13 protein-coding genes are annotated in these 18,941 nt (G+C 67.6%); 7 read left to right on the forward strand and 6 right to left on the reverse strand.

The genetic code is table 11. From position 1 onward, the window contains the following. Nucleotides 1-8 precede the first annotated feature (8 nt). The 3 genes from D7Y04_RS14555 to D7Y04_RS14565 all read left to right on the forward strand — a co-directional run bounded on the left by D7Y04_RS14555 (nucleotide 9) and on the right by D7Y04_RS14565 (nucleotide 3,248). On the forward strand, nucleotides 9-932 hold the full coding sequence (locus D7Y04_RS14555) for a DUF2381 family protein (RefSeq protein ID WP_120595521.1): 924 nt from the start codon (nucleotides 9-11) through the stop codon (nucleotides 930-932). Between the two features lie 170 nt (nucleotides 933-1,102). Next, nucleotides 1,103-2,629 carry a hypothetical protein gene (locus D7Y04_RS14560; protein ID WP_121759715.1) on the forward strand — a complete coding sequence of 509 codons (1,527 nt, stop codon included), beginning with the start codon at nucleotides 1,103-1,105 and terminating at the stop codon, nucleotides 2,627-2,629. Between the two features lie 82 nt (nucleotides 2,630-2,711). Beyond that, nucleotides 2,712-3,248 carry an AAA family ATPase gene (locus tag D7Y04_RS14565; protein WP_121759716.1) on the forward strand — a complete coding sequence of 179 codons (537 nt, stop codon included), beginning with the start codon at nucleotides 2,712-2,714 and terminating at the stop codon, nucleotides 3,246-3,248. Between the two features lie 11 nt (nucleotides 3,249-3,259). On the opposite strand, the gene D7Y04_RS14570 is transcribed toward D7Y04_RS14565, so the two are convergent. Next, nucleotides 3,260-4,510: a hypothetical protein gene (locus D7Y04_RS14570; RefSeq protein WP_233601417.1), complete on the reverse strand. Its 1,251-nt coding sequence runs from the start codon at nucleotides 4,508-4,510 to the stop codon at nucleotides 3,260-3,262. 343 nt (nucleotides 4,511-4,853) lie between these two features. Between D7Y04_RS14570 and D7Y04_RS14575 the strand changes: the two genes are divergently transcribed. Continuing rightward, complete coding sequence (locus tag D7Y04_RS14575) at nucleotides 4,854-11,204, forward strand: RHS repeat-associated core domain-containing protein (protein ID WP_158627522.1); 6,351 nt, start codon at nucleotides 4,854-4,856, stop codon at nucleotides 11,202-11,204. A gap of 82 nt (nucleotides 11,205-11,286) precedes the next feature. Here the strand turns inward: D7Y04_RS14575 and D7Y04_RS46760 are convergent, their stop codons facing one another. Then, entirely contained in the window at nucleotides 11,287-11,493 is a 207-nt protein-coding gene (locus tag D7Y04_RS46760; RefSeq protein ID WP_121759905.1) for an RCC1 domain-containing protein, read from the reverse strand. 46 nt (nucleotides 11,494-11,539) lie between these two features. Here D7Y04_RS46760 and D7Y04_RS14585 point away from each other — a divergent pair, with 46 nt between their 5' ends. Next, nucleotides 11,540-12,064 (forward strand): hypothetical protein, encoded by a 525-nt coding sequence (locus D7Y04_RS14585; protein ID WP_147477112.1) that lies wholly within the window; start codon nucleotides 11,540-11,542, stop codon nucleotides 12,062-12,064. Nucleotides 12,065-12,066: 2 nt separating this feature from the next. Here the strand turns inward: D7Y04_RS14585 and D7Y04_RS14590 are convergent, their stop codons facing one another. Continuing rightward, nucleotides 12,067-13,659 carry an ADYC domain-containing protein gene (locus tag D7Y04_RS14590; RefSeq protein WP_147454523.1) on the reverse strand — a complete coding sequence of 531 codons (1,593 nt, stop codon included), beginning with the start codon at nucleotides 13,657-13,659 and terminating at the stop codon, nucleotides 12,067-12,069. A gap of 204 nt (nucleotides 13,660-13,863) precedes the next feature. Next, complete coding sequence (locus D7Y04_RS14595; protein ID WP_121759720.1) at nucleotides 13,864-14,511, reverse strand: hypothetical protein; 648 nt, start codon at nucleotides 14,509-14,511, stop codon at nucleotides 13,864-13,866. Nucleotides 14,512-14,741: 230 nt separating this feature from the next. Between D7Y04_RS14595 and D7Y04_RS14600 the strand changes: the two genes are divergently transcribed. Together D7Y04_RS14600 and D7Y04_RS14605 are read left to right on the forward strand one after the other, a co-directional pair. Next, entirely contained in the window at nucleotides 14,742-15,497 is a 756-nt protein-coding gene (locus D7Y04_RS14600; RefSeq protein ID WP_120595532.1) for a hypothetical protein, read from the forward strand. Then, entirely contained in the window at nucleotides 15,494-16,954 is a 1,461-nt protein-coding gene (locus D7Y04_RS14605; RefSeq protein WP_121759721.1) for a putative metal-binding motif-containing protein, read from the forward strand. Before D7Y04_RS14600 ends, D7Y04_RS14605 begins: the two co-directional genes overlap by 4 nt. Nucleotides 16,955-16,974: 20 nt before the next feature. Here D7Y04_RS14605 and D7Y04_RS14610 read toward each other — a convergent pair whose 3' ends face one another. Together D7Y04_RS14610 and D7Y04_RS14615 are read right to left on the reverse strand one after the other, a co-directional pair. Beyond that, entirely contained in the window at nucleotides 16,975-17,253 is a 279-nt protein-coding gene (locus tag D7Y04_RS14610) for a hypothetical protein (protein WP_121759722.1), read from the reverse strand. Nucleotides 17,254-17,421: 168 nt separating this feature from the next. After that, on the reverse strand, nucleotides 17,422-18,834 hold the full coding sequence (locus tag D7Y04_RS14615; protein ID WP_121759723.1) for a hypothetical protein: 1,413 nt from the start codon (nucleotides 18,832-18,834) through the stop codon (nucleotides 17,422-17,424). Nucleotides 18,835-18,941 lie beyond the last annotated feature (107 nt).

Raw genomic sequence — 18,941 nt, forward strand, 5'->3', positions numbered from 1 at the left:
ATCGCCGAGTGACCTCGTCCTCCATTGCCATTCTTCTGGGACTTCTGCTTGCAGGCGGAGCCGCGACCGCGCAATCCGAAGCCTTGGATTTCGGGCCCGTATCGCGCCGGATCGAGCTTTCCCCAGAGGAGGTCCAGGCCGCATCTGAGATTGTCATCAGCGCAGGGCTTTCAACGACGCTCCTCTTCGATGCCGGCTTGAGGCGCGAGGATGTCGAGTTGGAGGGGCGGGACCGCTTTGAACTGGTAGACCTGGGGCAGACCACGCTTCGTCTGGTGCCGTCCTCTCGCGTGACTGCCGCCGACACGTTTCGGCTGGTCGTGCACTTCAGGGACGGGGCTGCGCCAGTCAGCGCGTCCTTTCTTCTGCGAGTTCACCCCGTGAAGGCCCAGCCCCTCATCGAGATCTATCGGGGGAGGCGGACGGTCGCGACCTATCAGCAAGAGGTGCGGGAACTTCGGGCCGAGCTCACGCGCTTCAAGGAGGAGAACGCACGGGTGGTGGCGGAGCATGAAGCACCTGCCGGACTGGCGGGGCTCATCTCCACCACAGCCATGGATGAACACGGCGTGCTTGGAAGTAACGTGAGCGCCGCCGTCTCCCTGGATGCCGAGAAGTGGTTCACCTCATCCTTTGTCAGAACCTACCGCTCCACTGCGAGGGTCGCGGTGGAGACCCACCTGGCAGTAAAAGCCGGTGGTGCACCCTGGCGCGCGAAAGGGGCGATGCTTCGAAACAAGGCCGGAGCAGAGTTGAAGGTGCTTCGCATCTGGCAGGAGCAGCTCTTGCCAGACGAAGAGTTCAAGCGCCTTGTGGTCGAGGCAGTGGCCCCGGCGGCCTCCGTGCAAGGCCCTTTCTCACTCAAGCTGTGGGAGGCGGACGGACCACGGACCCTCACACTGCGGAACATCACGTTCCCTGAATGGCCCTGACGCCAGCGTCCACACGCGAAACACTGGGTCTATGTAGGTGAATGTCTGGCCTGGGCTCTCATGCCGCGGGCGCCGCAACCGGGGCGCGATGCAGGCGATAATCGCGGAAAACGAGGCGGAGCTTGCCTCGCCAACCAGCCGCCCCGAACAGGGGACGAGGGGGAACCCCCATGACGACGACCATCCAGCGCAACGCGCCCCGGCCCATCGAGACGAAGCCGGCGGAGCCCGTTGCGCCGCGGACCGCGACGCAGCCGCCCGCCCGGAATGAAGCGGTGCGTTCCGGAACGGGGACGGACGGGTTCCAGCCGACGGCGGGGACCGCGGGCACGCAGACGGCGAACCGCCTGGGCGCGACGCCCGCGGGGGCGGAGGAGGTGCGGACGACGAGCGCGACCCCAGTGGCGCCCGCGGCGCTGTCGCCCACGGAGCTGCGTTCGGCGCAGCAGGCCATCGCGAACTCCAGCGACGGCCGGGACGCCACCGCCGTGTCCGAGTGGCTGCGGAACAACCCGGACCCGGCCAAGCAGGCGGCGTTCATGGACATGATGTTCCAGTACGGCCCCGTGGCGGGCGGCATCCTGGACAGCGTGCAGCGGCTGCCGGAGGCGGACCGCACGCGGCTGTCCCAGGCGCTGGACAACGCCTACCGCTCCGGCGCGGTGTCTCCCCAGGAGCTGTCGGCGGCGGTGGCCACGTCCGGCCGCGGTGCGCTGCCCGGGGCGACGCACGAGGGACTGGCGGGCATCATCGCCGGCACGGGCAACCCGGACCTCATCGAGACGTATGCGAAGGCGGAGATGGACATCGTCCGCGCGAGCGGCGGGGATGATCAGCAGCGCAGCGCGGCGGTGGCCACGGCGCTGGGGGGCATGCCGCCGGACCGGCTCCAGTCGTTCCTGGCGACGAACCGGGAAGGCATGGCGGATGTCATCAAGAACATCAACGCCTCCGGCCCGGACGCGAGCTCCTCCCCCGCGCTGGGGCGCCTGCTGGACGCCGCCGGCCGCATCAACCCGCCCACGGCGGAGTCGGTGCAGGTGTTCACGGACTCCATCGACAAGCTGGGGGAGAACCGCGAGTCGCGCGCCGCCGCCGCCCGCTTCTTCACCCAGCATGGTGACGCGGTGCTGTCGTCGCTGCAGGACAGCTCGGGCTCCCTGGGGCTGGATGGCCAGAAGAAGATGTCCGAGTTCTTCGCCCGGGCGCTCTTCTCGCCGCCGCAGGACTTCGAGGGCAGCGACGCGTTCCGCACGAACGTCATGCAGCGCCTGGAGACGATGAACGCCGGGCTCGCGCAGCACGCCAACGAGAACCCGCCGTCGCAGGACGCGAAGCGCAGCGCGCGCCTCATGGGCAGCCTGGTGGGCTCGCTGGAGGGTGGCTTCCAGGTGTCCCTGGACGAACTGGGCAAGCGCAACGAGGCCGTGAAGGGCATGGTGGATCTGCTCTTCTCCGCCAAGGGGCTCCTGCCCAACCTGCCCATCCCCGGCGCGGGCAAGCTCAAGGACCTGACCATTGATCAGCTCCAGCGCTGGGTGACGTCCAGCCTCCAGGAGCGGGCCCAGCAGCCCTCGCAGGCCATCCCGTTCCACCGCACCTTCGGTGAACAGATCGCCAACCCGGACCTGCGCACCGACTATGATGCCGCCCGCGGCGACGCCTTCCTCAACCGCCAGCGCGGTCTGAGCCGGTAGCAGCGCGGTTGCTCCGGGGGGCGTGAAGGGGAGGGGCCGAGCGCCTCCTCCCCGTCAACGGAGGGCAAGGAGTCCGGCACGCATGCGCATCGCGATGAGTGGCACGCACCGCGTGGGCAAATCGACGCTCATTGAAGACCTGGGGGAAGAACTCCCGGAGTATCGGGTCGTCGACGAGCCGTACCACCTGCTCGAAGAAGAGGGTTACGAGTTCGCGTCTCCACCGTGCCTGGAGGACTTCCTCGAACAGCTCCGTCGCTCCCTGGATCTGCTCGAAGAAGAGGACACGCGAAACGTCCTGTTTGATCGCTGCCCCCTCGACTTTCTCGGGTACCTCCTGACGCACGAGGACTCCGATGCGTTCGACGTCGAGGAGTGGCTGACGCGGATCCGTTCCACCCTCAAGACCCTGGACTTCGTCGTCTTCGTCCCCATCGAGGAGCGCGATCGCATCCGCCTCCCCGCGCATGAAGATTCGAATCTGCGCAGGGAGGTGGACGAGAAGCTCGCCTGGCTATTGCTCGACGACCCTTATGACCTGGGAGTGGAGGTCCTCTCCGTCCACGGGGCTGGTGCCTCGCGGGTCTCCCAGGTCATCGAGCGCCTCAAGCGAGGCTGACGCCGTCTGGACTACCGGGCGGCGACCTGGTCCGCGGTGAGGCAGGGCTCCACCCGCTCCGGGACCACCAGGAAGGGCTCGCGGTCCAGCGTGCGGGACGTGCCCAGCGCGCTGTCGCCAATGGTGCCGCCACCGTCGAACATCAGCACCGACCAGTCGTTCTGCGACGCGGGGAACACCGTGGCGGTGCTGCCGTCGCGGTTGAGGTCCCGGGCGTAGGTGGCCGTCTGGATGGTGCCGTTGGCGTTCATGTCCAGGTTGGCGCTCGCGGTGCCAGCAACCTGGACGTTGACCATGCGCAACCCGCCAATCTTCGCCAGGTCCGTCTCCGTGGTGGGGGCCACGGGCGTGAACGCGGCGACCTCGTTGATGGTCGCCTCGCTGAAGGACGCCACTCGCACGCGCGAATAGTCGAACACGTTCGCCGCGCCGCTGATGGTGAAGCCATACACCTGATACTCGTAGTTCATGATGCTCAGGTAGTTGGGCTTGTAGTTGGCGTTGTCCGTGCCGCCGTGGCGCAGGCCGATGTTGTGCCCCAGCTCATGCATGATGGTGCCGGCCTGCTGCAGCTCCGTGCCGCCCGGCGTGGACCAGCCGCCCAGCGTCACCACGAAGTCGTGGGCCGGGATGCCTCGCGAGATGCCGCTGGAGGTGCCGCCGCTGTAGGTGTTGGCGAACAGCATGTAGTGGAAGAACGGCGCGCGAGCGGCGGCGAAGTACTTCGCCTTGATCTTGTCGAAGTCCGTCCACACCGGGTTCAGGTCCGTGTCCGCGTCCGCGGCCGCGATCTGCTGGTCCAATGCCAGATGCAGCGTGATGCCCGTACTGCCGTCCGGGTTGGACACGGGCGCGTTGGCGAACGCGGTGATGACCCGATTGAGCGCGCCCTGCGTGGGCTTGCGGTTGGCGTAGTAGTCCGCCTCGATGAAGATGTCCTTGCGGCGTGCGTTGGCGCCCAGCGTCGGCAGGTCCACTCCCCCGGAACCGAACAGCTCCGCGTAATCACTCAGACGGTCGCCGTCCGTATCGGTGCTCTGAGGGTTGGTGCCGTACTGCGCCTCCACCTTGTCGCAGACGCCGTCGCCGTCCGTGTCCACGTCGGAAGCCAGACACCCGGGCGCGGCCTGTGCGACCACGCCCTGGGACATCGCTGCCTCCGCTGGCAGCCCGTCCACCGACCCCTCCAAGCCTTCACCTCCACCACACCCGTTCACTCCCAGCAGGACCACGGATGCCGTCAGCCAGCGCTTCTGGAGCATGGACATAGCCTTCCCTTGGGGGCATGGACCGGCGTCAAGCCAGCCCGAACCGCCTTGGGATATTTACTAGATATTCTGCTTTTACGTCTATGTCCTGATGTCCTGTGCTGGGGTCTGGAGCTTTCTCTTCGGAGCGGACTCGCGGAGCGCCGTCACGCTCCCGTCACGCCACCGGGACTATCCAGGGGGCCTGCCAGGCCGGAGGCATGAATCATCGCTCCTCTCCACTCCCGGAACGTCCATGCCCCTGAGACGACGACTTCCTGTCGCGCATCGCGCGCGCATTCCCTTTCTTCCTTCCCCCGGAGCCTCACGTGGACGCAGATGGCGAGCTTCTCTCCTGGTGGGCGCGCTCGCGTCCCTTCCGCTGCTCCACTGTGCTCCCGCCCCCGCGAGCCCGCACCCGGTCGCGGCCCAGGCGGCCTCGCTGGGCCTTCCGTCCGATACGGTCCTGGCGACGGAGACGGTGAACGGGTTGGCCGTTGGGACACTCCCTGGAGAGGGGCTGGTCCGTCATAGCGGCACGGCGGCCTACTCCATCCCGTTGTGGGTGCCGGACGGCCGCGCGGGCATTCAGCCCGGCCTGGCGCTCCAGTACGACAGCGGCGTGGGCAACGGGGAACTGGGCGTGGGCTGGTCGCTGTCGGGCCTGTCGCGCATCACCCGCTGCCGCCGGACCACCCTCCACGAGGGCGCGGACCGGGAGATCCGGTTCGACAACGGCGACGCAGGCGACCGCTTCTGCCTGGATGGTCAGCGGCTGGTGCTGACGGGCGGGCCCACGGGGACCGCCAGCCCCTACGGCGGCCATCAGTCCGAGTACCGCACCGAGCAGGATGCCCACATCAAGGTCGTGTCCTTCAGCCCCGACGCGCGCGGCCCCACGTCCTTCAAGGTCTTCCTGAAGGACGGCCGCATCCTGACGATGGGCGGGGGCGTCAACGCCTCGCTGGAAGGCCCGCGCGCGAGTGTGACGCTGAGCTACCAGAGTCCCTCCGTGCCGCGCTTCTACACGACGGACTACAGCCAGCAGGTCCGCTGGGCGTGGGGCGTCTCGCGAGTGGAGGACCGCTCCGGGAACTACCTCCGGGTGGACTACCGCCTCCAATCCCATCCGAGCGATCCCTCCGCCATCGAACAGCTCCCGGACCGCATCGACTACACGGCCTCCACGGCGGATCCGCAGGGCACGACGACGCGGTCGGTCCGGTTCCAGTACGAGGCGCGGCCCGACCCGAGCGACGCCTTCGTCGGCGGGCTCAAGCAGAAGCACACCCAGCGGCTGAAGCGCATCGAGATGTGGGGCCCGAACCCGGCGACGCCGGGCCTGCTTCGCTCCTACACCCTGACCTATGGCCTGGCCACGCTCAGCCAGCGAAGCCGGCTGGACGCGGTGCAGGAGTGTGATGGCGCGGGCGTCTGTCTGCCTCGCACGCGCTTCACCTGGACCCCGGGGGACGCGACCTTCACGGAGATCGACACGAACATCGCCCACAGCGAGGGCCACCTGCTCACGGGCGACATCAACGGAGACGGGCGCGACGACCTCATCCAGGGCGCGTCGTTCTTCTTCCTGAGTACGGGGACCGGCATCGACGCCACGCCCCGCACCGTGAAGTACTACGACAGCCTTTGCCCCGACGGAGAGGAGCGGTACCTGGACATCGACGGGGATGACCGGCTGGAGCTGGTCATCACCGGGAAGAAGTTGTCATCGCTCGGCGGCTATCAGTACCGGAACTGTCTCTACCGTCCCACGGCCTCCGGTTCCCCCACGGCGTTCGAGTTCGTCGACGACCCGCAGGAGCCCTGGGTTCACCAGGCCCGTGGCCTGTACGTGCTCGACCTGAACGGCGACGGCTTCGCGGAGTGGGTTCGGGGCGTGGGTGTCTACGGGCAGGGTGGCACGCCGGGGCAGACGCTGGGCTACCGGTTGAACAACGCGGGCACGCTCGCCAGCTACGTGGCGACGACGCCGCGGCACGAGAACAACGTCCGGGGTTACGCCGTGGACGTGAACGGCAGCGGGAAGTCGAGCCTGCTGCTCCGCTCCACGGGCGTGGGCTTCCAGGCGTACGGGCTGGAAGGCACGACGAACACCGTGGTGACGCAGCCGCTGTCGCTCGCCCAGGACGACGGCAAGCAGTACTACTTCGCGGACGTCACGGGCGACGGCCTGATGGACGCCGTGGCCGCGCAGGTGGGGCAGGGGCAGCTGCGCGTCGCGGTGAACACGGGACATGGCTTCGCCGAACCGGTGGCCTGGAACGTGGGCGCCCAGAACCACACGGTGGGGACGCTCAACCTGGATGACTCGGGCGTCCGGGTCGTGGACTACAACGGCGATGGCCGGCATGACCTGCTGCTGATGGGCGGGAGCTCGGATCCGCTGGCGCCCGCGCTGCCGCGAAAGGTCACCGTGCTCGTGTCGACGGGCACGAGCTTCACGCAAGTCCGGCTGCCGTTCACGGTGGGCAGTCAGTTCCCCGGCACCGCCACCGAGCCCGCGGGTTGGGACTGGTCCAACGTGCTGGACGTGAACGGTGACGGACAGCTGGACTTCGTCCAGGTCGTCAACGGCACCCTCCACGTCTACCTGCGCCAGGGAACGCCCGGCGACCTGCTCACGCGCGTGGATGACGGCCTGGATGCGTTCGAGCGCTTCGAGTACGCGCCGCTGTCGGACGCCAGCGTCTACACCCCGGCGCAGAGCTGCGCGTATCCCACGCGGTGCGCACGCACGGGGCTGTGGCTGGTGCGGCTCCACGAACAGGACTCGGGGCTCACCCAGCCTCGCGCCATGAAGTTCACCTACCAGGATGGCCGCTTTGACCGGAAGGGACGCGGCTGGCTGGGGTTCGCCCGGCGCGTCGAGCAGGACCTGCTCCGCCTGTCGACCCGCACCGCGACGTACGACAACGTCACGCGCGAGGGCACGTTCTACGTGAAGGCCGGGCTCCCGCTGGAGCTGCGGACCGTGATCCCCCTGGAGGACGGCGGCACCTACGAAGTGGTGACCTCCAGCACCTACAAGGCGGACTCCCGTCACGGTGGCAAGGTGCTGGACGTGTACCCGGAGACGCTGGCCTGGCAAGAGAAGGAGGGGGGCTCTCTGCTGTTCCAGGGCCAGAAGACGCGGGCCCAGGATGCCTACGGCAACGTGACGAGCCTGGAGGAGCTCACGGACGAAGTTGTCAGCGGTGCCGCCAGTGGGAACCGCTACCGGATGCTCACGACCGCGCAGTTCGACACCTCCGAGTCGGACTGGCTCATCAGCCAGCAGCGGCGGCTCAGCCAGACCGACACCGTCCTGGACGGAGGGACGCGGACGCGGGTCGTCGAGCACGACTACTCCCCAGCAACGGGGCTGCTCCATCGGACGCGGGTGGAACCGACGGCGCCCGCGGGCGTCGTCGACGGTGGTTCGGAGATGCTGCTCACGACGACCTACGAGCGGGACGCGGGTTTCGGGCTCGTCTCCGCCGTGGTGTCGGAGGGCTCGGGCCAGGTCCGCACCGAGCGCATCGCCTATGACGACCTCGACCAGACGTACCCGAAGACATTCACCAATGCGCTGGGGCACACGCAGGAGGTCGCCCGTCATCCGGGGCTCGGGGTGGTGGGGGCCGTGCAGGATCCGAACGGGGTCCAGGTGAAGTACCGGTATGACGGGCTGGGCCGGCTGCGCTTCGAGGACTCGCCCGACTCCGCGGACGTGACGTACAGCCACCTGGCGGATGCGACAGGCCGGCCAAAGGTCTCCGCTTCCGTGAAGACGGGGCCCACCACGTCGCGGAGCGCGGAGCTCACCTACGACCGGCTGGGGCGGGAGGTGCTCCGCCGCTGGCAGGGATTCGACGGGGCGTATGTCGGCATGGAGCAGGTCTACGACGCGAAGGGGCGCCCGGTGTCCCGGGCCCTGCCGCACGTGGAGTCCGCGCCCGCGGCGTCGTTCATCAGCACGTACGACAACCTGGATCGTCCGCTGCGGGAGCAGCACCCGGACGGCACGTTCAAGGAGCGCAGGTTCTCTGGCCGCTACGTCACCAGCTTCGATGAAAAGCGGAACACCACGGTCCTCCAGTTTGACGACCTGAAGCGCGTGAGCGGCAGCGCCGACTTCGAGTTGGAGGGCGGCGGGCCCGGTGTCTACACGTATTACACCTACGGCCCCTTCGGAGTGACGACGGGTGTCCGGCAGCCTGGCGGCGTGAACATCACGTCCTTCGAATACGACGTGCGCGGACGCCGGATCCGCATGGTTGATCCGGACGCGGGCGATCGCCGGTTCAACTTCAACGCGTTTGGGGAGCTGAAGGACACGCGTGACGCGATGAGCGCGCTGACCACGTACACGCGAGATGCCCTGGGACGGATTACCCAGGTGGACAAGTCCGACGGCCGCTCCAACTTCACCTGGGACACCGCGCTCCATGGCATTGGCAAGGTGGCGGTGAGCACCAACGCCAGCCATTACGCGGTGGTCCGGATGGAGACGACGTTCGACGCGCTGTCCCGGCCGAAGCAGACCTCGTGGATCGCCAACAACCTGGGCTTCCTCGCGGACATCGACCGTGCGTACGACGCCTATGGCCGACTCCAGACCCTGACCTATCCCGCCGTGACAGGCAGGGCACGGCTCCAGGTGGAGCGCCTGTACAACGACCGGGGCTACCTCCGCGCAGTGCAGGACCCGGCCAACCAGCACGTCTACTGGGAGGCTCAGTCCTACAACGCCCATGGCCAGCTCACGGCCGAGCGGATGGGCAACACCGCGGAGACGGTTCGACAGTACGACCTTGACGGGAAGGTCCGCTCCATCCGGACCACCCTGGGACTGACGACACTCCAGGACCTGGCCTACACGTACGAGTCCAACGGCAACCTGTCCCAACGCGAGGACCTGTTGGCCCAGACGGTGGAGAACTTCACCTACGACCGGTTGGATCGACTGACGACCTGGAAGGTGGCGCAGGGCGGGAGCCTGTCCGAGCTGCGCTACCACCATGCACCGAACGGCAACCTCCTGGACCGGACGGTGGTGTCCGGTCCGGGCTCGACGGTGACGTATGGGTATGGTGCGGGAGCCGGGCCGCATGCCGTGACGAGCATGACCCAGGGAGGCGTGACGTCGTCGTACAGCTACGACGCCAACGGCCGGCAGCTCACGGGGGCGGGGCGGCAGGTGTCCTATACGTCGTTCGACCTTCCTTCCACCCTCACCGTGGGTGGCCAGCCGACGCTGTATTTCTACGACGCGAACCGGCAGCGGGTGGGCAGGTCCACGCAGGGCAGCACGACGGATCAGACGCTGTACGCGGGCGAGGTCTACGAGCAGCGGCGGAAGAGCTCCACCGTCGAACACGTCTTCAAGATCCACGGCGCGGACCGGCAGGTGGCGCAGGTGGTCTGGACGCAGAGTGGCGGCACCTTCCAGCCGGACCGGGAGCTGTTCCTGCATGTGGACCCGTTGGGCTCCACGGAGACCGTCACCAACGCGCAGGGGGCCGTGGAGGAGCGGATGAAGTTCGATCCCTTCGGGAGCCGCCGCTCACCGACGTCGCTCACCACGCCCATCTCGCCGCCCTTGGGTGCCGTGCACCTGGGCTTCACGGGGCACGAGCCGGACGCGGAGTCGGGGCTCATCAACATGAAGGGGCGCATGTATGACCCCGTGTTGGGCCGGTTCCTCAGCGCGGATCCGCACGTCACGTATCCGCGCTTCGGGCAGTCGTACAACCGGTACAGCTACGTCTTGAACAACCCGCTCGCGTTCGTGGATCCGACGGGGTTGGACTCGGCCGGACCGGGTGATGGCCCATCGGGCGGAGGAGATGGCTCGTCAGGCCCCGGTTCGTCCTCGGGAGGCGGGAGCTATTCGAGCGGCGGCCCGACCTATGGGCCGCAAGGCGATGGCTCCCGTGGGTGGGGAGAGACGTCAACCGTCACGGGGCCCAGCACCAGCTGCGGAGGGTGTGGGCGCGGGAGGGGCGCGGAGGCCGACTCGGACCCGACCGGCAAGGAGAGCTCCAGCGACGACAGCGGGGTGAACATGTCCGTGGAGCTCACGCCCGAGGAGGCCTGGTTGTTGAATGGGAGCGGGGGACCGATCCTCCCGGTGACCGCGAATCCTCGGGGGCCCACCCCGACAGCGTTCCGGCCGGACGTGACCCTGACGCAGTCCGAGCGGGTGGAGAGCTGGGCCTGGGCGTTCGAGATTGCCTTCTCCTGGGCAACGGGCACGGGGGCCCGGGAGCTTCATTTCGACGCGGACTCCGTCCCCGCGAAGGCCATGCGCTCCAGCATGTCCTATGTCAGCGCCCGCAATGAATGGATGGAGGCCGTGGACATGGCGGGAGGCAAGTATCATCCCATGCGGGTCCAGGGGAGCAATGACAGTCAGGGTGTGTTCGCGTTCGTCATTGGCCACTACCGCGCGACCTTCAGCCCGAACCCGGACGGGAAGACGATGACGGTCACGCTCTTCAACAGGTCTTCGTGGACGTCCTACCTGCACAAGGCCTTCAGTGGAGCCTTCGAACCGCCGAATGAGGCGCCGAGCTGGGATCGCAGTGAAAGCGAAGGCACCAACTGGAGCATCGAAGGGTATGAGCTCTGGGGGATGCCCTTCTCCAACGTCTACCAGACCTTCTCCTGGCAGGAGCCACTGCCACAGATGGGCGAACTCCCGTAGCGGGGTCATCCGCGGGACTGAGCCTCCATCGGGAGACCAGACGCGACCGCCTGGGCCTTGTCACGGGGCCCAGGCGGTCGTGTCAGTCCGGGCAGGGCAGTTGGACGCGCATGGGGCGCGCGCTGGAGTTCTTGCGCTTCGTGCCGAGCTGTCCTTCGGTGCCGCGGCCCCAGCACCAGGCGGAGCCTTCAGCAGGATCAGGGTCCCCAACAGGCCGCTCACGCAGGCTCTCGGCACGGATAAAACCTCTCGACGGTCCGCGCGTATGAACGGGCGGGGGTGACCCCAGGGTCTATCCCCCGAGCGTGTTGCTGTTCTCTTCAGAGGTCCCGGTCATGAGACGCAGGTGGATTCCCGCGGGCATCGCCACGATGGCCTTGCTCGGGGTGGGCTTGTCGGGCTGCTGTCCGGGGCCGCGCCAGTTCGGCGCGGGGCTTCAGTCCTTCGCGAAGGCGCGCGTGGACAATCGCATCCTCGCGGTCCTCCGCCTGGACCGCACGTTGATTGCCTTTCCTCCCGAACAGGATGAAGGGACGCGGGTCGCCAGTGGGAGTGTGTCGGTCATCGAGACTTCGCTGCAGGTGGAGTTCCCGTCCGGGCAGGAGCGTCAGAAGGGGCTGCGCGTGGCCGGGATCCTGATCCGGGACCGTGAGGGCTGGGTGGTGAGCCGGCAGTCATTCGAGCAGGAGCAGGTCGTGCAGGCACAGACCCTGCGCTCCCAGCTTGAACTCAAGGGACCGGAGGGCAATCCGTTGCCGCCGGGGGAATACACCGTGGAAGCCCTGCTCTTCAGCGAGCCGGAGAGCGAGCCGACCGTGGTTCAAGCCCGGTTCCGGCTCGCCTCCTGTGCGTTCTACTGAAATCAGAGGTCGCGGCCTGGCAGCTGTCCCACCGCGGGCAGGAAGCCCAGGTCCCGGACGTGGACGAACCCGGCCGGGGCCTGCGTGGACGTGGCGAAGACGCCCACCAGCTGCGCGTGCTTCCACAGCTTCAGCGGCCGCCGCTGCCCCGGGCTGTCGCTGTCCACGGCGCTGTACAGGAAGCCCTCGATGCCCTGGTCCCCGTTCACCATCTTGAGGGAGTAGCCGGAGGCGCCGTCGCAGGTGGACGTGTCGGTCAGCAGGTAGCGCCCATGGGTGTTGGCGCAGCGGTACAGCGGCTTGATGAGGGTCCCCATGCGCTTGCGGATGTTCGCGGGCAGCTTCGGGGTGAGCAGGGGCCCCTCCATGCGCAGCGCGCCGAACGACGTCGCATCCGCCACCCCGTTGCCATCCAGGTCCGGGGAGTACCCGGACACGTCCGCGCCACCGGGATGCTCCTGGAGGTCCACCGTCACCGCGGTCGTCGTCAGGTAGCCCGTCTCCCCGCTCTTGAATCCCACCAGCGCCCGGTCGATGAAGAGCGAGTAGGACACGAGCATCGTGGCCGTGCCCATGTTCGCCACGTTGAAGTCCTCGCAGGACCGCATCATCCGGCTGGGCTGCATGACCGCGCGGTTCACGCACGTGGCCTCCAGTGACAGCGTGTCCCAGCGCGCCTTGCCCAGACACAGGGGACGGACCTCGCCGCAGTCACTCATCTCCCAGATGGCTTCCAGCGCGTAGCCCTCGGTGCCCACCGTCTTGGGCAGGCGTCCGCCAGGGCTCATCGCCACCGCGGCTTGCGGCCCCCGGAAGGAGATGGGCGTCCCGTCCAGCGTGTTGCTGCGGCCCTCGCCGCAGTAGTCCGCCCGGGCCATGCGCGTGCACAGTTGGTGGTACGCGAGCGCCTGGCCCTCCGGGTACTCCGTGGCCCAGGGCGGATATCCCCAGTCGACGCACTTGGCGATGACGCCGCCTCCCACGAAGAACGGTTGGGACGCGGAGCCCTCGTTCTTCGGCGCGCACGCGAAGGTGAAGTAGTCCGGGTTGCGGATCAGGTCGCCGCCCGCGGACCAGGCGTGGGGCACGGGAATCGCGAAGCCGCTGCCGGTGGGGCACAGCGGCTCGGGCCGCTTGTCCTCCGTGGACGCCGTCACGCGGTACTCCCAGCGCGCCTTGCCCGCGTAGAGGTTTTCAGGAGTGCACTCAGCAGTGGGCGGCGTGATGTCCTCGTGACAGCGGGCCTCCGCGATGACGAGCTTCACCGTGCGGCCCTCGAACGGCGCCTGGAACGTCGTGTTCACCAGCGACGGACCCTCCAGGAACCGCGCTGTCACGGGAGGATTTCCGCCCGAGCAGCCCTGCGCCGTGATGACCCGGCCGTTCAACGTCAACGCCTTGGCCGGCGCGCACGTCACGCCAGCGGGGGGCTCTGGCACCTCCACGGTCGCCAGCGGGATGTTGATGGATTCGAAGCGCCCCGTGCCGTGCAGCTGCGTGCCCTGCGCGCTGTTGCTGGGCGGTGGCTCCGCGCTCGCGCCCGCGGCCGTCAACATCACCGCGCCCAACAACGCGCGCCTCCAGGTCTTCACCATGTGTCCGTCGCTCCCCGCGTTCATGCGGCTTCACGGCGACGCCCCAACGCGTCCCCCGCAATCACATGAACGCTGGAGTTGTCGGAAATTCGCGCTGGAAACACGGTTTCCTGGAGGTGTGCAAACCTTGCCGTGCATGCAAGGTTTGCACGGTCGCGTGCGCGCCCGGATGCGCAAACATTGCACATCCGGACGGCACTCACTTCAGCAGGGGTTGCCTTCGAGGACCTCCGCGCCCGCGCGCACGCGGATCCGGATCGAGCCGTTCTGCGTGGCGATGCCGGTCACCCGCACCTTGGTGTAGACCGAGCCCGAGCTGTCGGGGACGTAGAGGCGCAGCTTGCAGGAGCCCGGAAGCCCGAAGAACGGCGGGGTCCAGACGCCCGAGCCGCTCACCGTGCCAATCGTTTCCCACGCGGTGTTGACGATTCCCCAGGCGTTTGCGGAAGCGAAGAGGGCGTTGCAGGCGGCCTGGGTGGTGGGCGCCGTCGCCGGGACCGCCTCCACGAAGGCTCGGGACGGCCTGCCCCCGATGTTCGTTACGTCGACCACGAAGCGGTCCGTGCACGAAGGCTGGCCATACGTGGCGTCATTGGACGTCGCGTAGACGGGGACATAGCCCGTCTTGCGGCAGTTCCAGACGTAGGGAACCGTTTCGCCGTCCGGCTGCGCCAGCACGGTGCTGCTGGTCAGGCACGGGAGGACCGGGGGGAGGGTGATGCCCAGCGCCTCGCTGGTGCCGCCGACCTCCGCCTCCTGCCCTGGCAACGGGGGCTCTTCCTCCAGCGGACCGCCACAGGCGGTGACGAGCGAGGCGGCGAACAGGAGGGCGGCGGACGAGGTGAAGCGCATGGGACGACTCCGGAAGGGGCGAGGGAGAACAACGCGGTGTTGCACCCCGTGCTGTTACGTCCGGTACCGCGCATATTCCCCCACCATTTCCACGGCCTTTTCAGGCCCGGGCGTGAAGGGGCCACGCACCTGCCAGACAGGGGTTCCAGTACCAATGCCAAACACGCCGTGGAATCAAAACAGCACGGCACGACACTCCGGGCCTGGAGTCGGGTGTATCTTCCGTGCCCATGGACCTGCGAATCGTGCTCGGCGTCTCGTTGATGCTGGTGTCGCCCGCTTGGGGCCAGCCCGTGGTCTCCCCGGGCCCTGACTTCCAGGCCCGGATGTCCGCCGCGTCCCGGGCCTACGAGGAGCTCGACTACGAGCATTCGCTCGAGCAGCTCGACTCGGCGAAGGCCGTGGCGCGTGACGGTGGAGAGCGGGGCAGGGTGGCCATCCTCCGGGGCATCGTGCTCGCGGACCTGGGGCGTCGTCAGGAGTCACTGGCCGCCTTCAAGGAGGGATTGTCGCTGATGCCTGATGCGAGCCTTCCGGTGAAGGTGTCCCCCAAGGTGTCTCGTGACTTCGAGGAGGTGCGCCGGAATGTGCAGCGGGAGCTGGCGCGCAACCCCCGGCCGCCTCCGGACGCACCGGTCGCGTTAGCGGATGTGCAGCCGGAGCCCGCTCCGTCACCCGGGCTCGTGCCAGCACCGGCGCGGGAGGAGGTGCGCCGCACGCCGGTGCTTCCGCTGGCCTTGCTGGGTGGAGGCGTGGTGCTCGGGGGCATTGGGAGCTACGTGGGCCTCCAGTCGCGGAGCAACGTGAACGCCGCGCGCGAGGATGACTTCTACAGCGACCGGACGGCGCACCTGGACAGCGCGCGGGGACAGGCGCTCGCGGCCAACATCCTGCTGGGCGCGGCCGTCACCGCCGCGGCTGGCGCCGCCGTCACCTGGCTTCTCACTGGCGATTCGCCGTCGCCGCGGACGGAGGTCTCTCCATGAAGCGCGCCGTGGCCGTGGGACTCGGACTGCTCTGCATCACCTGCACGGTGCCGGACATCGATGAACTCGAAGCGGAGCGCCCCAGCGGATGCGACGCGAGCCATCCCTGCCATGTCCAGGTGCGGCTGACCTACGACGGCTTCCGTCCAGGCTGCGTCACGCTGCGAGTGGTGGACGCGGAGGACGCCTCCAGGACCTTCGAGCTATCGGTGCCCGAGGGAGCGGGCGAGACAGGCTTCGTTCGTCGCAGCGGGTGGAGCGACACGGCGAAGGTGACAGCCTCCGCCAGGGAGCGCTCGTGCGCGGGGCAGGAGGTAGCCACTGCTTCCTCGCAGGTGGAGGTTCCCGAGGGGGACACCGCCCGTGTCGAGCTGACGTTGAGTGCTCGGGATGATGACGGGGATGGCTACGTGAGCACCGCCACCCGGGGGACGGACTGTGACGACCACTCCGTCTCCATCTCACCGGGGGTGGAGGAGCGCTGCGACTTCCTGGACAACAACTGTGACGGCCGCCAGGACCCGGTGCCCGTCTGTGAAGGCGTCGACTGGAGGACGACCGAGCGCCTCCCGCTAGCGAGCTTCCGGGACGTGGCGCCCCATGTGCGCGGTCAGGCCTGGCTCGTGAGTGACAACAACGACGTGCTCGCCCACGTTCGCCGGCAGGCCGATGGTGGCTTTGACGTACAGCCTTTCACCGACTGCCACGGAGCCTGGTCCACCGCGTGGGCGCGGCCGAGCGATGGGCGTGTGTTCATGGGCTCCTGGATGGGGCAGCTCGCCACGCGGTCGCTTGTCTCCGAGGAGCCCTGCACGCTGACGTCCTTTGACGGGGGCGGAGCGGCCATCCAGGACCTGGTGGGCTTCGAGGCGGACGGAGGCACGACGCTCTACGCGGTGAGCGAGACCGGGGACATCCTCCGCTGGGACTATCCGGCGGAGCCCCAGCGGGTGGAGCACGTGGATGCGGACCTGCGCTCCATCCACGGCCTCGACTCTCGAACGCTCATCACCGTGGGCACCAACGGCAAAGGGCCCGTCGCCTACCACGTCAACGCGGATGGAGGTCCGTGGCTGCGGGAGCCGCTGCCACAGGCTGCTTCGGGGCAGGACGCCCTGCAAACGGTGCACGTGGTGGCGCCGGGCCTGGCCTACGCGGGCGGAGACCAGGGGCTGTTCCTGGAGCGTTCAGCGGGCACCTGGAGCACGAAGCCTCCGTATCCCATCTACGTGGATGGCGGCGTCGCGCCCGATCTGCTGGACGTGGTGTCCTTCGGACAGGGCGTCGTCTTCGCGCACCTGGACTCGGATGACCTCGTCCGCTTCGACGGAGTGGCGTGGCAGGACTTCCTCTTCGGCACCCAGGGCTTCACGACCCTCAAGGGGCTGACGTCGGACGAGCTGTGGAGCGCCACCTTCGATGGAACTGGGTTCTACTGGGGCCCCTGGGCGCCGTAGGCCATATCGAAGACACGCGTCTAGATATCGATGAACTCGCAGTCCTGTACGAGGACATTCATCATCAGCCCCTGCACCCGGCCACGCACTCCGATCTTCGTTCTTTTGGAGAGGACGAAGCACTGGATCTGCGGAACCTCGAACTGCTTCCCGGTCCCGAGGGTGACGTAGACGGAGTTGGTGATGTCCTTCTTCACGTCATCCACGATGCCAGCGGTCTGGATGGTTTGACCCTTGAAGTTCGAGTCCGCGCGAACCTCGTTGTCGGCGTACTCCGCAAGAAGGGTGCGACGCGGCACTGGGGAGCCACACTTCGGGCAAGCCGCTGCATTGCTGGCGACATCGTTTCCTCACTGCTTGCACTTCACCAAAGCCATCGAGGTCTCCCTCCAGAAGCCTGTCGGGTGCTGGTCCGACGCTGGATCAGGATTGGACGTTTGAATGTCCAACACAATCCCTCTCAAGGATTAGGTGGGTTCGTCTCGATGCGGCAGTGGCCTGCTGGGAACCAATGCCGGGCTGTCCTGGGCAGGCTGGACCGCGTCCGATGCTGCTTGAGGCTCAGTGGCCGCCACGCCTCCACGTTCGATACGCGTGGTCGTCTGGCCGTTTCCCTTGAGGGTGAAAACCACTTTGTCGCCTGAATTCAAGTCGCGGATGGTGCCCAGTCGCACCAGCGACCTGGCGGGTCGTCGGGTTTCACCACGGAGTGGCTCTTCGCCCGGAGCAGGTGGCCTGAGCCTGGCTGCGGGGCGGGTGGACGAAGCGCCGACAGCGTCCGCTAGCTCCAGCTCGGCCTTCCGGAGGCGTCGGTATCCATGGGGCGAGAAGGCATGAAAGATGGGGAACGAGGTCTGGAGACGGCTCGTGCCCGGAGGGTCGTTGAGCGTGTCCCGGAGCACGACCATCTTGCAGCGTCCAAAGGCGTCGTCGTGCCTGGCAGCCTTCAGCACCAAGTGTTCAACCCAGAAGGGGTTCGCGAAGCGGGAGAGTCCAACGACGAGAACGCCAGAATGCGTCCCATCGAATTGCGAGAGCCCTTTTCGGACGAGTCGGAGTACGCGCTGGGCCTTCTTCTCTTCCGAGAGATCGGGTAGCACCAGATCCGTCATCACTCCCTGTCCATCATGGGCTTCCGCGAGAATGCTGCCGTATCCCGCGACCTCGTACGTTCCCACGACAGGCGATGCCCGGATCCGGGAGGCGATGCGCCCAAATGCATCCGCGATGTCTCCCAGGCGCTGGCGGACGCCCTTCGGATCATCAAGCGCCTGTTCGGCAAAGGACTCCGAGCCACACAGCGTGAGCCTCAGTCCCGGAAGAGTCAGGTCCCGGCCAGAGAGCAGCCAATTCAAATCCTCCGCGATGCCATCGAGCGCCGAGCTGTTCAGCAGTTTCAGCTCCATGTCGAAGGTGACGCCGCGCCGGGTCACCTTGAAATCAGGCGTGCGCCGAGAAGAAGACTCCGGAACGCGCTGGACCGCGAACCCTGCGCCGAGGAGTGCCGCATGGACATGGACCTCGAATGCGGCTTCGTCATGTCCATCGCGAAGGCGCAGACGGTGGATGAGCCCTCGGTCCTCCCAGGGATTGGACTTCCTGGCAGCCAATCCCAACTCCAGCATCGGGGCGACGAGGGTCGGTGACCGCACCCCATCGAACAGAGCGATGACCCGCCCATACCCGGAACGACTGGCGTCATCGCGGATGACCCTGCAGGCTTCAGGCGAGAAAATGCGCCGCAGTCCTTCGACGGCCTGTCGCCGGATGTCCAAGGGCAGGCCCATCACCCGCCATTCTTCGAGCCACCCTCCATCGGACCTGAGGAACCAGGGCTCGATCGTCCAATCGCCATCGCTTTTCCACCGCTCAAAGCTCACTGGCCGTCTCCTCGCCTGGGCCTTGGACCGCACGGCATCCGTGACATCGGCCCCAGTCGAACCTATTCGACCTGTGGAGCGCCACCTTCGATGGAACTGGGTTCTAC

The sequence above is a fragment of the Corallococcus sp. AB038B genome, assembly GCF_003668955.1.
GTDB classification, from domain to species: domain Bacteria; phylum Myxococcota; class Myxococcia; order Myxococcales; family Myxococcaceae; genus Corallococcus; species Corallococcus exiguus.